At 73.4% G+C, this 14,314-nt stretch carries 12 protein-coding genes; 9 read left to right on the top strand and 3 right to left on the bottom strand.

The features are described 5' to 3' along the window. Nucleotides 1–333: 333 nt before the first annotated feature. Nucleotides 334–810, bottom strand: coding sequence for a hypothetical protein (locus V7793_RS10720; protein ID WP_336004831.1), 477 nt, complete (start codon nt 808–810; stop codon nt 334–336). Between the two features lie 455 nt (nt 811–1,265). Between V7793_RS10720 and gndA the strand changes: the two genes are divergently transcribed. The 5 genes from gndA to V7793_RS10695 all read left to right on the top strand — a co-directional run bounded on the left by gndA (nt 1,266) and on the right by V7793_RS10695 (nt 7,818). Next, nucleotides 1,266–2,726: an NADP-dependent phosphogluconate dehydrogenase gene (gene gndA, locus V7793_RS10715; protein WP_336004829.1), complete on the top strand. Its 1,461-nt coding sequence runs from the start codon at nt 1,266–1,268 to the stop codon at nt 2,724–2,726. 292 nt (nt 2,727–3,018) lie between these two features. Next, complete coding sequence (locus tag V7793_RS10710) at nt 3,019–3,534, top strand: DUF6643 family protein (RefSeq protein WP_336004826.1); 516 nt, start codon at nt 3,019–3,021, stop codon at nt 3,532–3,534. A 138-nt stretch (nt 3,535–3,672) separates the two neighbouring features. Beyond that, the gene (locus V7793_RS10705; RefSeq protein WP_336004822.1) at nt 3,673–4,506 is read left to right on the top strand and encodes an MOSC domain-containing protein; all 834 of its coding nucleotides are present in this window, start codon (nt 3,673–3,675) and stop codon (nt 4,504–4,506) included. Between the two features lie 128 nt (nt 4,507–4,634). Next, entirely contained in the window at nt 4,635–5,282 is a 648-nt protein-coding gene (locus tag V7793_RS10700; protein WP_443057878.1) for an Rv1733c family protein, read from the top strand. Between the two features lie 106 nt (nt 5,283–5,388). After that, the gene (locus V7793_RS10695; protein WP_336004816.1) at nt 5,389–7,818 is read left to right on the top strand and encodes a right-handed parallel beta-helix repeat-containing protein; all 2,430 of its coding nucleotides are present in this window, start codon (nt 5,389–5,391) and stop codon (nt 7,816–7,818) included. On the opposite strand, the gene V7793_RS10690 is transcribed toward V7793_RS10695, so the two are convergent. Then, on the bottom strand, nt 7,788–10,208 hold the full coding sequence (locus tag V7793_RS10690; protein WP_443057877.1) for a hypothetical protein: 2,421 nt from the start codon (nt 10,206–10,208) through the stop codon (nt 7,788–7,790). The genes V7793_RS10695 and V7793_RS10690 overlap by 31 nt on opposite strands. A gap of 187 nt (nt 10,209–10,395) precedes the next feature. Here V7793_RS10690 and V7793_RS10685 point away from each other — a divergent pair, with 187 nt between their 5' ends. Both V7793_RS10685 and V7793_RS10680 read left to right on the top strand, forming a co-directional pair. Next, complete coding sequence (locus V7793_RS10685) at nt 10,396–11,256, top strand: DeoR/GlpR family DNA-binding transcription regulator (RefSeq protein ID WP_336004813.1); 861 nt, start codon at nt 10,396–10,398, stop codon at nt 11,254–11,256. 45 nt (nt 11,257–11,301) lie between these two features. Next, nucleotides 11,302–11,796 carry an SRPBCC family protein gene (locus V7793_RS10680; RefSeq protein WP_336004811.1) on the top strand — a complete coding sequence of 165 codons (495 nt, stop codon included), beginning with the start codon at nt 11,302–11,304 and terminating at the stop codon, nt 11,794–11,796. Nucleotides 11,797–11,876: 80 nt separating this feature from the next. Here the strand turns inward: V7793_RS10680 and V7793_RS10675 are convergent, their stop codons facing one another. Further along, nucleotides 11,877–12,965, bottom strand: coding sequence for a PLP-dependent cysteine synthase family protein (locus V7793_RS10675; RefSeq protein ID WP_336004876.1), 1,089 nt, complete (start codon nt 12,963–12,965; stop codon nt 11,877–11,879). 229 nt (nt 12,966–13,194) lie between these two features. On the opposite strand from V7793_RS10675, the gene V7793_RS10670 reads away from it, so the two are divergent. Both V7793_RS10670 and V7793_RS10665 read left to right on the top strand, forming a co-directional pair. Further along, nucleotides 13,195–13,539 (top strand): hypothetical protein, encoded by a 345-nt coding sequence (locus tag V7793_RS10670; protein ID WP_336004808.1) that lies wholly within the window; start codon nt 13,195–13,197, stop codon nt 13,537–13,539. 197 nt (nt 13,540–13,736) lie between these two features. After that, nucleotides 13,737–14,303, top strand: coding sequence for an ATP-binding protein (locus tag V7793_RS10665; RefSeq protein WP_336004805.1), 567 nt, complete (start codon nt 13,737–13,739; stop codon nt 14,301–14,303). Nucleotides 14,304–14,314: the final 11 nt, after the last annotated feature.

Below are 14,314 nucleotides of genomic sequence, written 5' to 3'. Positions count from 1 at the left end.
GGGCAACGAGTACTACCGCGGCAATCCCCTGTACCCGCCCCTGCTGAGGGCTGGCGGCCAGAAACCGTCACCTATGGTCGGCCCGCGCCCTCGGATTCCGGTCGACGGTGGGGCCCCGACGCTTTTGTCCTGTGCGAGGGGCTGCCCGCTTCAGACCGGGAGGCTGCGGCGCTGTGCGGTCGGCGACGCGTCGCGCTCGTCGAGGAGGAGGTGGCCGCCGGCACGGCCGTGCTGCCTGAACCGGCCGACGTAGGCGCGATCTTCACCCGGTACGGCACGGCGTGGACCCCGGCAGCCTGACCTCCTGACGCTCCGGATCGGCGCGCAGCGCCCTCAGGCCACGGACGCGGCCCGGCGCCGCACCAGGAAGTCCTGCACGACGAGGGTCACCGCCAGGTACAGGTAGATCGTCGAGGCCCCGAGCAGACCGGTCCCCGTGGTGTGGTCGATCCACTTGTCGAGGCTTATGTGCACCGCGAGGGAGACGAGCCACAGGACCGTGGTGGCCGGCGCCCCCTTGCGGAGCATCCGCCCTTCGGGCGCCCGCCACACCGTCACCGTGCGGGCCCGCACCACGCCGAAACCGGCCGCGACGAAGAAGCTCGCGGCCAGCAGGGCGACGGTGACGGTGCCCAGCGCGTGCTCCTTCACCACGGAGGCCACCCCGAAGACGAGCGCGACCACCCCGAGCGCGCCGAGGACCCCCAGCAGCACCACGCCGCCCTTGCCGTGCACGGGCCGGGTGCGCAGTTGCCTGCGGACCACCAGCGCGACGACGACGATCCCGATGACGATGCCGGCGTTGTTCACGGCCGGATCCCCCCTTACTTCACGGCCTCATGGGCCGAAGGAGTGTACGTGGACGTATCAGACCATCACGACGTACGTACGTCTGAATCAGCGGCCCCCGGACGGGCGGGCCGACACGTCACGGACTCCCGTCAGCGCCAGGATCACGCCCCAGTGGACTCTCCGCCCCCGAAGCGCCGGCACAGTGACCACACGCCTGGAGCCCTCGCTTGTCCGGGTCACACAATCGGACCACGGGTGCGGACCCCTCGTCAGAAAAGAAAAGGTGACAAGCCCGAGGTCACCTCGGCGCACTCCCGGCCGCCTCCCCATGGCCGTGCCACGATGACCAGGTGATGCCCGGCGTCCCGGCGGGAAGATCTTGATGCCCTCCGGCGTTGCCGCCCCGCACAAGCCTCTCGTACGAACCCTACGCACCGCCTGACTGACGCACGTGACAGGAGTGGATCCCCGCCATGCCCAGCACCCCCTCCCCCAAGGCCACCGCGCAGATCGGCGTCACCGGACTCGCCGTCATGGGCAGCAACCTCGCCCGGAACTTCGCCCGGCACGGGCACACCGTCGCCCTCCACAACCGCACCTACGCCAAGACCGAGGCCCTCGTCGCCGAGCACGGTCACGAGGGGAGTTTCGTCCCGGCCGGGTCCGCTGAGGACTTCGTCGCCGCCCTGCAGAAGCCCCGACGGATCGTCATCATGGTCAAGGCGGGCGACCCGACGGACGCCGTCATCGACGAGTTCGCCGCCCTTCTGGAGCCCGGTGGCGTCATCATCGACGGCGGCAACGCCCACTTCGCCGACACCCGCCGCCGCGAGAAGGCCCTGCGCGAGAAGGGCATCCACTTCGTCGGCGCCGGCATCTCCGGCGGCGAGGAAGGCGCCCTCCACGGACCCAGCATCATGCCCGGCGGCTCGGAAGAGTCCTACAAGTCCCTCGGCCCCCTCCTGGAGTCCATCGCCGCGAAGGCGAAGGACGGCACGCCCTGCTGCACCCACATCGGGCCCGACGGCGCCGGACACTTCGTCAAGATGGTGCACAACGGCATCGAGTACGCCGACATGCAGCTCATCGCCGAGGCGTACGACCTGCTGCGTGACGTCGCGGGTTACGAGCCGGCCCGGATCGCGGAGACCTTCCGCACCTGGAACACCGGCCGCCTGGACTCGTATCTCATCGAGATCACCGCCGAGGTGCTGTCCCACACGGACGCCGCCACCGGCCGTCCGTTCGTGGACGTGGTGGCCGACGAGGCCGAACAGAAGGGCACCGGCCGCTGGACGGTGCAGACCGCGCTGGACCTCGGGGTCCCCGTCTCGGGCATCGCCGAGGCCGTCTTCGCCCGTTCCCTGTCCGGCCACGGCGACCTGCGCCGGGCGGCGCGCGAACTGCCCGGCCCCGGGCGGGAGTCCCTCTCGCCGGAGGCCGCGGAGGAGTTCGCCGCCCGGGTCGAGGAGGCGCTGTACGCGTCGAAGGTCGTCTCGTACGCCCAGGGCTGGAACATGATCGCCGCGGCGGGCGCCGAGTACGGCTGGGACATCGACCTCGGTGCGGTGGCCGCCATCTGGCGCGGCGGCTGCATCATCCGGGCCGCGTTCCTCGACCGCATCCGCGCCGCGTTCGCCGCCGACCCGCAACTGCCCAGCCTGCTCGCCGACAAGGGGTTCGCCGACGAGGTCGGGCAGGCGCAGGACGCCTGGCGCACGGTCGTCGCCACCGCCGTCGGCCGCGGCGTGCCCACCCCGGGCTTCTCTGCCGCGCTCGCGTACTACGACGCCCTGCGGGCGGAGCGGCTGCCCGCGGCCCTCACCCAGGGGCAGCGCGATTTCTTCGGTGCCCACACCTACCGGCGCACGGACCGCGAGGGGTCGTTCCACACGCTGTGGGGCGGCGATCGCAGCGAGGAGAAGACCGGCTGAGGATGGGATCCCGGTCGGCTGAGGGGCGGAATCGCGGTCGGCCAAGAGGCGGAATCGCGGTCGGCCGAGGAGCGGGAATCCGGTCCGCGGAAGAGCCGGAAGCCGACCGGCCGAAAAGGGAGGATCGGGTCAACTGGAGGGGGTACGCGGCGTGATACCCCCGGATGGCCGTACGTAGGCATGTGTCCGATCTTGTCGGTTCTGCCCTGACCTGCGTCTTTGCAGGTCAGGGAAGCGTTAGTGCCGACCTTGGCGTAGACCGCGCGAGGGACGTGGGCTTAACTTATGCGCTATGACCTCCCCCCGCAGCACCTACGGCGGCGGCTACTACGCCTCGTCGTCGTTCCCGGACACCCCGATTTACGACAGCCTCGTCGCCGAGCGGGGGACCCCGCAGATCGCCCCGATCCGCGTGTCGTCCCCGTACGACGGCGGTAGCAGCAGCAACCTGCCTGCGCTCCCTGCGCTTCCCGCACTGCCTTCCGGCCCGTCCGGGGCCCAGGCCCACCAGGCCCCGCAGCCGTCCTACGGCGGCCAGGGCGGCGCTCCGTACGGCTATCCCGCGCCCGGCCCGCAGCAGCCTTCGGGGCTGCAGCAGGCGGCCGCGCCGTACATCCCGCAGCAGCAGCCCCCGCGCGGCTACCCGGCCCCGCAGCAGCAGCCGCAGCAGTACCAGCAGCAGCGGCCCGGAGGGGCGCCGGCCGGTCCGGCCGGATATGACGCGATGCGTCCGGTCGCACCCCGTCCGGCGGCGGCGCAGTACGAGGATCCGTACAACCGTCAGTACCCGAATCAGGGGGGTTACTGACCGTTCGAACCGCTGTGACTGCTCTGCCGGATTCTGCGGGGCGGTCCGGCGACGCGGTCCGGCGGCAGGCGCGGAGGTCCCGCTGCGGTGCGCGGAGGTATTCGTTCAACCGCCCGATCAGGGTGGCAAGATGACCGTATGTCCACGCCTGTGCTGACCGCGGTCCATTTCTACCCCGTCAAGTCGCTGGCGGGGTGTGCCGTACGCGAGGCGGCCGTGGAGCCGTGGGGTCTGTCCGGGGACCGCCGGTGGATGCTGGCCGGCCCCGACGGCATGATGATCACCCAGCGGCAGCAGCCGAGGCTCGCGCTGGCCTCGGCGCAACCGCTCCCCGGCGGCGGCGTCCGGCTCGCCGCACCCGGGGTGGATCCGCTGGACGTCGCCGTGCCCGGGCCCGTGGATAAGGGCGGCACGGTCACGGTGCAGGTGTTCCGGGACAAGATCGAGGCGGTTCCCGCGGGAGCCGCCGCCGATGCGTGGGTCAGTGCGTTCCTGGGGTTCGAGGCCCGGCTCCTCCACATGGACGAGCCGGCGGTCCGCCGCGGCATCGACCCGGAGTTCTCCGTTCCCGGCGAGACCGTGAGCTTCGCCGACGGCTATCCGCTGCTGGTGACCACCTTGGCCTCCCTCGACGCCCTCAACGCGCTCGTCGCCGACGGTGACCTGCCCGGCGAGGGCCCGCTGCCCATGGACCGCTTCCGCCCGAACGTGGTGATCGGCGGTACCGAGGCGTGGGCCGAGGACGGCTGGCGGCGGGTGCGGATCGGCGAGGTGACCTTCCGGGCGGTCAAGCCCTGCGGCCGGTGCGTCGTCACGACGACCGACCAGCGCACGGCCGGGCGCGGCAAGGAGCCCCTGCGCACGCTCGCCCGGCACCACCGGATCGACGGCAAGGCCGTGTTCGGCAAGAACCTCATCCCGGAGCACACCGGGATCCTGCGCGTGGGCGACACCGTCGAGATCCTCGACTGAGCCCGCCCCCCTCCCCCCTCCCTGCCGCCGCCGCCAGCCACCTGCCGCCCGCCACCCGTCAACGCGCGACCCGGAACGGCATCCGGAGGGGGTGATTTTGCTCTCTCCGCCGTCTTCCTCCGCATGCGATGCCGTGTGTGAGGTATTTACGGACCCGGAAGGGGGTGAGCATGGTGCGCGCTACGGCACTCGCATGGCGATGGCGGCGCAATCCCCTGCGTCGCCGGACCGATGTCCTGGAGTCCTGCGTGGGATTGGCCGCCGTGGTGCTCATGCTGCTCGCGGGCCCGGTCACCGGCTGGGTGGCGGGGTCGCTCGCCCACGAGGCTCTGCGGCACACGGTCCGCGAACAGCACCGGCACCGGCACCTGGTGACGGCGACGACGGTGCGGGCCCTGCACGGCAGGCCCGCCGAGACCGACCGCGAGGCCACCGCGAACCGCGACGGACACCATCGGGTGGTCGCCCGGTGGCCCGGCCCGGACGGCAAGGAGCGCTCCGGCGTCGTCTCGGTGCGCCATCGCACGCGCCCCGGGCAGCCGTTCCCGCTGTGGACGGACGACCAGGGACGGCTCTCGGGCCGCCCGTTGGACTACGACACGGCCGCCATCCACGCCGGACTGGCGGGCGCCGGAGCGGCCACCGGCGCCTGCGGACTGGTGGAGGCGGTGCGGCGGCTGGTCGTATGGCGGCTCATGCAGCGGCGGTACGCCCACTGGGACCGTGCGTGGCAACGCGCCGGGCAGACCTGGGGCAGGGCGGACGCAGGCAGCTGACCGGTCAACTCCCGGGGCCCGCGCGCGCTACGGTGGCTACGGTGACCGGCGCGCTACCGGCCGGCCCCGGGTGAACGCACGCACGAGGTGGGGGCACAGCAGCGCCATGGCAGAGGGCTCCGTCCAGGTGACGCATACCGGCACGTCGCGTTGGCGGCGGCGCACGGGCGAGTACGACTCCCTCGCCTCGGCCCTGGAAGCGGCGGTGGACGGGGACGTGCTGTCCGTCGCCCCCGGCACCTACCGGGAGAACCTGGTCGTCACCCGCGCGGTGACGCTGCGCGGCGCGGAGGGCTCGCGCGGCAGCGTGCGCATCGCCCCTGCCGACGGAGTGGCCGTGACCGTACGGGCGTCCGCGGCGCTGCAGGACCTGCACGTCGAGGGGCACGACGCCGCGGCCCCCGCCCTCGTCGTCGAGGACGGGGCGCCGGAGCTGGCCGGTCTGCGGATCGTGGCGCGCTCGGCGGTGGGCATCGAGGTGCGCGGCGGCTCCCGGCCCACCGTGCGCCACTGCACCGTCGACAACGCCGGCGGCGTCGGCATCAGCGTGCTGGACGGCTCGGGCGGCGTCTTCGAGGACTGCGAGGTGGTGGCCGCCGGGCAGGCGGGCTTCGCGGTGCACGGCGGGGCGCATCCGCGCCTGGAGCGCTGCCGGGTGCACCACGCCTCGGGTGAGGGGCTGTCGCTCACGGGCGAGGGCAGTTCGCTGGAGGCGGTCGGCTGCGAGGTGTACGAGGTGCGCGGGGCCGGGGTGCAGGTGGCCTCCCGGGCAACCGGCCGGCTGACCGACTGCCGCGTGCACCGCACCTCCGGCGACGGGGTGAGGCTGGACACCGACGCCGTGCTCTCGCTGGTCGACTGCGACATCCACGACGTGCCGGAGAACGGGGTGGACCTCAGGTCCCGTTCGGTGCTGTCGATGACGCGCTCGGCGGTGCGCCGGTTCGGGCGCAACGGCCTGTCCGTGTGGGACCCGGGCACGCGCGTCGACGCCGACCTGTGCGAGATCCACGACAGCAAGGGCGACTATCCGGCGGTGTGGATCAGCGACGGGGCGACGGTCTCCCTCGGCTCCTGCCGGGTTCACGACGTGCCGGACGCCCTGTTCGTCCTGGACCGCGGCTCGCACGTCGACGTGGTCGACAGCGACCTGTCGCAGGTCCGCAACACGGCCGTGTCGGTGAGCGACGGGGCGACGGCCCGGCTCGCGGGCTGCCGGATCCGCGAAGTGGGTACGGGCGGGTGGTTCCGCGACCACGGCAGCGGCGGCTCCATGACCGGCTGCACCATCGACGCCGCGGCGACCGGCGTCATCGTCACCAAGGGGGCCGACCCCACCGTCGAACAGTGCACGGTGAGTTCGCCCGTGGAGGCGGGCTTCTACGTCTCGGCCGGAGGCCGGGGCACGTTCCACGAGTGCCGGGTGACGGGCAGCGGCGGCTACGGCTTCCACGTGATCGACGGCTGCCGGTCGACCCTCACGCGCTGCCGCACGGAGCGCTGCGAGCGCGGCGGGTACGAGTTCGCGGAGGCCGGCCCGGTCAGCGAGGGCTGTACGAGCGACGAGGCGGTGAAGTCCGCGGCGGTCGCGGCGGTGCCTTCCGGGCCGGCGGGCGGCGGGAGATCGGTCGTGACGGCCGTACCGCGGGCGACGGTGCTGCCCGTGGCCGTGCCCGTGCAGCGCTCGGCCGAGGAGGTGCGCCCCGCGGCCGTCCCGGAGGGCGCGCGGGCCTCGGCGACGGTGCTGCGCGAACTGGACGCCCTGGTGGGCCTGGAGAGCGTCAAGAAGGAGGTCCGTGCCCTCACGGACATGATCGAGGTCGGGCGGCGCCGGCAGCTGGCCGGGCTGAAGGCCGCCTCGGTGCGCCGGCACCTGGTCTTCACGGGCTCCCCCGGCACGGGCAAGACGACGGTGGCCCGCCTCTACGGCGAGATCCTCGCCTCGCTCGGGGTGCTGGAGCGCGGCCACCTGGTGGAGGTCTCCCGCGTGGACCTGGTGGGCGAGCACATCGGCTCGACGGCCATCCGCACCCAGGAGGCGTTCGACCGGGCCCGCGGGGGCGTGCTGTTCATCGACGAGGCGTACGCGCTCGCCCCCGAGGACTCGGGGCGGGACTTCGGCCGGGAGGCCATCGACACGCTGGTGAAGCTGATGGAGGACCACCGGGACGAGGTCGTGGTGATCGTCGCCGGCTACACCGACGAGATGGACCGCTTCCTGACGGTCAACCCGGGAGTGGCCTCGCGCTTCTCACGCACCATCACCTTCGACGACTACGCGCCGGAGGAGCTGCTGCGCATCGTGCAGCAGCAGGCGGACGAGCACGAGTACCGGATCGGGACCGGGGCGTCCGAGGCGCTGCTGCAGTACTTCACGGACATCCCCAGGGGGCCGGCGTTCGGCAACGGCCGTACGGCCCGGCAGACGTTCGAGGCGATGGTCGAGCGGCACGCGGGCCGGGTGGCGCAGCTGACCGACCCGAGCACCGACGACCTCACCCTGCTCTACGCCGAGGACCTGCCCGCGCTGCCCTGACGGGGCGCCGGTATCCAGGCGGCGAGGCGGGCCAGCAGGGCCGCGCGGGTCCGGGCGAACTCGGGGTCGGACTGGTAGTGGGAGTGGCCGAGGATGGCCGCGGGCAGCGGGTGCTCGGCCGTACGGCCGTAGGCGAGGGGGTCCTTGAGGGGGCCGCGGTCCACGGCGGTGGCGGCGGGGACCTCGCCGGGCAGGCGGACGGGGCCTCCGATGGGGTCCGTGCGCCGCCACAGATTGCACCAGCAGTGGATGTCGTCGTGCAGCGCGGCAAGCTTCACGGGCCCGAAGTAGGCGGGGAACCAGCGTCCGTAGAGCCGCTCCAGGGGCGATCCGTAGGTGAGCAGCGCGACCCGGCCGCGGGTGGCGGCGGGCAGCTGCCAGACGGCGGCCGCGGCGAGGACGCTGCCCTGGGAGTGGCCGGAGATGACGAGCCGGCCGCCGGTGCGCTCGGTCCAGGTCCGCATCCGCCAGGTGAGGTCCGGGACGGCGCGCTCCGCGTAGCAGGGCGGGGCGAAGGGGTGGGCGGCGCGCGGCCAGAAGGTGCCGACGTCCCAGAGGATGCCGACGGTGCGGCGGGCGGCGGGGTCGCGGTAGGCGCGGCGGCCCCAGGCGATCAGCAGGACGAAGCCGAGGCCGACGCACCAGGATCCGAGCGCCTGGGCGATCTGGGCGATGTCCTCGACGATGCGGGCGGTGCCGGCGGCGGCCCGCCCCGGCACGTCGTGCGTGCTCCAGGCTCCGGCGACCGCGCCGCCGCCGAGGAGGAGCGTGAGCACGGCGACCGTGCCGAGGACCCAGGGGGTGGCGTCGGTGAGGCCGGCGCGGGCGACGGTGCCTGCGATGGCGCGGGTACGCGCGCGGTCGTGGCCCTCGCCGGGATATCCGTCGGGGACCGTGCGGCACAGGCGCTCGCGCAGGCGCAGGGTGCGCAGCACGAGGACGAGGAGCAGCAGGAGCAGGACCGCGAGGAGCGGCGGGATGACGGACGCCTGCCAGGTGAGCAGGGCCGGCGGTCCGCCGATCGGGCCGTCGCCCATGCCGGGGGTGGCCGGGCCGTCGAGCCAGTCGGCGACGCGCTGGGCGACGCCTGCGGTCATGACGCCGCCGAGGGCGCAGGCGAGGGTGGCGACGGCGGGGCCCGCGAGCCCTCCCAGGGGCGTCCGCTCGGCGGGGGCGGCGCGGTGCAGGCGGCGGGCGGCGAGCGCGAGGAGGAGGACGAGGCCGCCCTGGCCGAGGGCGATCAGCCCGAAGACGCGGTCGCCGGGAAGCATGCCGTGGGACTGCCAGCCGGGCCGGTCCCAGGCGGCGTAGACGGCGGCGAGGAGGAGAAGGCCGAGCGCGGTGAAGGGCAGGGCCGTGACGGTGAACCGGTCGAGGGTGTCGTCGGGGGCGCCTTCGCTGCGGCCCCGGCGGCAGACGGCGTGGACGACGAACACGGTGGCGGCGGCCAGGACGGCGATGAGGGCCCACCCCAGGGCGTCGAGCACGGCGCTGCCGCCGGGTGCGCGGTCGTGGCGGGAGGCGGCCTGGGCGAGGAAGGCGGCGATGGTGAGCAGGGCGGCGGCCGTGTGGGCGGCGCGCAGGCGGGCGACGATACGCCGCCCGTACCAGAAGCCGGGCAGGCACAGGGCGGGGCGGCCGCCGGCCTTGGGAGTGTCCTCGTCGGAACCCGCGCGGCCGGGGACCTGGGCTTCGTAGGCGCTCCAGGTGCGGCGGGAGAGGAGCCAGAGCAGGCCGGTCAGGGCGGTGGGCACGGCGGCGGCGAGGGCGAGCCTGCGGCCGGGCGGGCTCCACCAGCCGTGCCGGTCCGCCGACATGAAGCCGAGCCAGGCCTTGTCCGAGGAGCACGCATGCGTGCCCGCGCACTGCCAGGCCGTCAGGTCGAGGGCCACTTCGCACGCCGCGGCGGTGAGGAGCACGGTGAGGGTCAGGGCGACGAGCCGCACCAGCAGGCCGTAGGCACGGACTGTGCGGGGGCGGTCCTCGCAGGTGGGGCGCATCCAGTGGGCGAGGTTGATGACCATGAAGGGCAGCAGCATCAGCCACAGGGCGCGGGAGCCGTCGCCGGAGGTGAGGTTGGACCAGACGTAGGCCTCCCGGACCGGTTCGCCGCGGTGGTCGCCGGGGCGGGTCTCCGCGTCGAGGTCGGCGACGCGGCGGTGGATGCCGGCGATGCCGTCCCCCGTGACGCGCTCGGTGCGCGGATCGCCCAGCATGGCCTGCGGCGTGGCGCCGCCGACGCCGTGCACGAGCAACTCCAGGGCGAGACCAGTGGTGTTCGCCGACGGGGGCTTCGCCGTTAAGGCTTCCTCCTGCGTCTGCCCGGGTGTTTTCGCCGCTTGCCTGGGCGCTTCCGTCGCTTGCCTGGGCGCTCGTTCCTCCGGTGCCACCGCGTCCCCCGATCCCGGTGTGGTTCTCCTTCCACCAGCATGGTGCCGGTGGGCACTGACAATCGGCCGGGGCCGGCGGGCGAGGCCCAATCGTGATCCGGCCGAACGGAGACGATCGCAGGAGCCGGCTCGCGTGGGAGGATGAGCGCGCACGACTGCCGGTGGCTGACCGGAAAGGACGGGCCGGGTGAGCGACAACCAGAATCTCCTGGCGGAGCAGCGGCGTGCGCTGATCCTCGACGAGGTCAGGAGGCGCGGTGGGGTGCGGGTCAACGAACTGACGCGGAGGCTCAATGTCTCGGACATGACGGTCCGTCGCGACCTCGACGCCCTGGCCCGCCTGGGTGTGGTGGAGAAGGTGCACGGCGGTGCGGTGCCGGTCGCGGAGGCGACGACGCACGAGCCGGGCTTCGAGGCGAAGTCGGCGCTGGAGCTGGCCGCCAAGGAGGACATCGCGCGGGCGGCGGCGCGGATGGCTCCGCCGGGCGGCGCGATAGCCCTGGCGGGCGGGACGACGGTGTTCGCGCTGGCCCAACGGCTGGTGGACGTACCGGATCTGACGGTGGTGACGAATTCGGTGCGGGCGGCCGACGTCTTCCACAGTGCGCAGCGGCCGGTGACGGCCGCGGGCCCGTCGGCCCGCCCGGGGGCGGCGACGGTGGTGCTGACGGGCGGGGTGCGTACGCCTTCGGACACGCTGGTGGGGCCCGTCGCGGATGCGGCGATCCGTTCCCTGCACTTCGACGTGCTCTTCATCGGGGTGCACGGCATCTCCGCGGAGGCGGGCCTGTCGACGCCGAACCTGGCGGAGGCGGAGACCAACCGGCACTTCGTGCGGTCGGCGCGGCGCGTGGTGGTCCTCGCGGACCACACCAAGTGGGGAACGGTGGGGCTCAGTTCGTTCGCCCTGCTGGACGAGGTGGACGCGCTCGTCACGGATGCGGGGCTGCCGGAGACGGTGCGGCGGGAGATCGCCGAGAGGCTGCCGGAGCTCGTGGTGGCGGATGCTTCCGGTGACTCCACCACATGCGACGGCGTGCGGGGCTAAGGTATCGGCACCCGGCAGGCCGCCGACCCTTTGGGGGTTCTCTCGATGGTGTACCGACTGCGCCCGGTGGGGCTGGACTTCGTGGCGAACGCACCGCTGCGGGTGGTTCTGGCCTCCCGTACGGCGGCCGCGCCGGAGGAGGTCTTCCGGGCCCTCGCGCTGGACGTCCCGGGCTGGACGCGCTGGTTCCGTGCGGTGACGCTGGCGCGGCCCGTGCAGCGGGCCGGGGGCGAGGGCCGGGAGGTGCACCTGCTGGGCGGGGCGCGCTTCATGGAGACGGTGATGGCGGCCGAGCCCTCGCACCGGTACGCGTACCGCATCGATGTGACGAACGTGCCCGGGGTGCGGGCGATGCTGGAGGAGTGGCAGCTGCTGCCCTCGGGGACGGGCACGGTGGTCCGGTGGACGGTGGCAATCGACGCTCCCGCCGCAGTGCGGCTGCTGGTGGCGCTGGGGCGGCCGGGGCTCAGGCGCGCCTTCCGCGCCGCGTTGCTGACGCTCGACCGGCGCCTGGCGGCGATGCGGGGCGGCACACGCTGACAGCCGGCGTCCGGCACGGGCGGCGGGCAGGGGCGCCGGGCGGCGGGTGCGGCAAGTAGCGGTGCGCTGGGCCGGCAGTGTCAGTCCGGCCAGTGCCCCGTGGCCAGGAACGTGTCGATGGCGGCGGCGTACGGCCCGATGTCCAGGCCCTGTTCGGCGAGCCAGGCGTCGGAGTAGTACGTGTCGAGGTAGCGCTCTCCCGGGTCGCACAGGAGGGTGACGACGCTGCCCTTGGAGCCGTCGCCGGCCATCTCGGCGACGATTTTGAGGGCGCTCCACAGCCCCGTGCCGGTGGAGCCGCCCGCCCTGCGGCCGATGGCCCGCTCCAGGGCGCGGACGGCGGCGATGCTCGCGGCGTCCGGCACCTTCATCATCCGGTCGATCACGCCGGACATGAAGCTGGGTTCCATGCGCGGCCGGCCGATGCCCTCGATCCGCGAGCCGCGCTCGCCGGTCACCGCGGGGTCGTGGTTCTTCCAGCCCTCGAAGAAGCAGGAGTACTCGGGGTCGGCGACGCAGATGCGGGTGTCGTGCTGCATGTAGCGCACGTAGCGGGCGATGGTCGCGGAGGTGCCGCCGGTGCCCGCGGTGGCGACGATCCAGGTGGGCACGGGGTGGCGTTCGCGGCTCAGCTGGCTGTAGACCGATTCCGCGATGTTGTTGTTGCCGCGCCAGTCGGTGGCCCGTTCGGCGTAGGTGAACTGGTCCATGTAGTGGCCGCCGGAGCGCTCGGCGAGCAGGGCGGCTTCCGCGTACATCGTGCGGGGGTCGTCCACGAAGTGGCACCGCCCGCCGTGGAACTCGATGAGCCGGGCCTTCTCCCGGCTGGTGGTGCGGGGCATGACGGCCACGAACGGCACGCCGATCAGGCCGGCGAAATAGGCTTCGGAGACCGCCGAGGAGCCGCTTGAGGCCTCGACGACGGGGGCTTCGGGGCGGATCCAGCCGTTGCAGAGCCCGTGCAGGAAGAGCGAGCGGGCGAGGCGGTGCTTGAGGCTTCCGGTGGGGTGGGTGGACTCGTCCTTGAGGTAGAGGTCGATGCCCCACTCCTCGGGCAGGGGGAAGCGCAGCAGGTGGGTGTCGGCCGAACGGTTCGCGTCGGCCTGGACCTTGCGGACCGCTTCGGCGAGCCAGGCGCGGTAGGCCGGGTCGCTGCGGTCGACGTCCAGGGTGGGGGCGGGGCCTGCTGCGGAGGCGGCCGGGCCCGGGCCGGGGGCCGCCCCGTCCGTATCCCCCGGGTCCACGGTGCCGTTCACGCCGCTCCTCCCGTTCCATGCGGGCCCGTGCGCGCCCATGCGGAGCACTCGGACCTTTCGATCATAAATGGGCACTGGTGCGTGAGCCGCCTCACAGGCAGACTGCGCACGAGCACACGAATCGGCCGGGGAGGCGGTTGGCGTGGCGGAGCCGGAGTTCACTGCGACCGGGGTGCGGATCGAGCGATCCCTTCGCTCGCTCACCCGGGCGGGCCAGGTCAAGATCAGGGACGGCAGGCTGGAGCTGCTCACCAGCTACGGCCGGGAGATCGACAGCGCCCCCCTGGGGTCGGTCCACGCGAGCAAGCCGTGGTTCTCCGGCCGGGACCGCGCCCGGGCGACCGTGAACGGCACGCGCTACCTGCTCACCCTGGGCCGATCGGAGGACGCGCCGGAGGAGGCGTCAGGGGAGCCGTCCGGGGAGGCCGCCGTCCGGCGGTTTCTGGAAGCCGTCCGCTCCGGACGCCATGGTGACGCCAGGGGCTGAGGGTGCAGAAGTTGCGCTCCCGGCCGTGGGAGTCGACCCTTGATTCGTACCAGCATCACTGAGGGTTCACCGGTGGCTACGCTCTGGACATCAGCCGCCGCCCGGCTCGGCAGCCGTCTCCGCCGGCCCGGCCCCAGCGCGTGCCAGAACGCCCTTCTGCATCAGGCTAGCCCTACTTCTTCCAGGGAGTCGCAGCCGTGATCAGCCGACCGAACAAGCACTGCACCGTAGAGCTCCAGGCTCTTCCACCGCGGATCGGCCAGGTCCGCAGAATCGTATCTGCGCAACTGCGGTACTGGAATCTCGATCCGCTCATCGACCCCGCGGCGCTCTGTGTCACCGAACTCCTGACCAACGTGCACCAGCATGCAGAACCGGACAAACGCTGCACGGTCGAGATCGACCTCGTACTGGACCGGCTCACCGTCTCGGTCCGCGACCACGACCCGCGGCTGCCCCGCGTCGCGGACCCGGACGCCGGCAGCACCCACGGCCGCGGTCTCGCCCTGATCGCGGCCGTCAGCGACAGCTGGGGCGTGCAGGAGCGCCACGACGGCGGCAAGGTCGTCTGGTTCTCGCTGCCCGTCCCCGAGCCGGCCGCCGGCGGCCGGCAGACCCGGGACGACCGGACGACGGTCACCTTCGAACAGCCCGTCCCGGCCCTCCCGCCGCTGGAGGAGCCCGCGTTCGACCAGCCCGCCGCCGCCCGCAGGCCGGCCGCGGTGCTCGAACGCTCCCCCGTCCGCTCCGCCGTTCCCGGCTGACCGGACGGGGG

This window comes from Streptomyces sp. KLMMK, from assembly GCF_036961605.1.
Taxonomy (GTDB): domain Bacteria; phylum Actinomycetota; class Actinomycetes; order Streptomycetales; family Streptomycetaceae; genus Streptomyces; species Streptomyces telluris.
The sequence above is the reverse complement of the archived record's forward strand: the minus strand, read 5'-3'. Positions and strand labels throughout refer to the sequence as shown.

Bases quoted from the DNA above. Each gene is read 5' to 3' on its own strand.
- gndA (WP_336004829.1), top strand. From the start codon at position 1,266: ATGCCCAGCACCCCCTCCCCCAAGGCCACCGCGCAGATCGGCGTCACC.
- V7793_RS10710 (WP_336004826.1), top strand. From the start codon at position 3,019: ATGACCTCCCCCCGCAGCACCTACGGCGGCGGCTACTACGCCTCGTCG.
- V7793_RS10705 (WP_336004822.1), top strand. From the start codon at position 3,673: ATGTCCACGCCTGTGCTGACCGCGGTCCATTTCTACCCCGTCAAGTCG.
- V7793_RS10700 (WP_443057878.1), top strand. From the start codon at position 4,635: ATGCCGTGTGTGAGGTATTTACGGACCCGGAAGGGGGTGAGCATGGTG.
- V7793_RS10695 (WP_336004816.1), top strand. From the start codon at position 5,389: ATGGCAGAGGGCTCCGTCCAGGTGACGCATACCGGCACGTCGCGTTGG.
- V7793_RS10680 (WP_336004811.1), top strand. From the start codon at position 11,302: ATGGTGTACCGACTGCGCCCGGTGGGGCTGGACTTCGTGGCGAACGCA.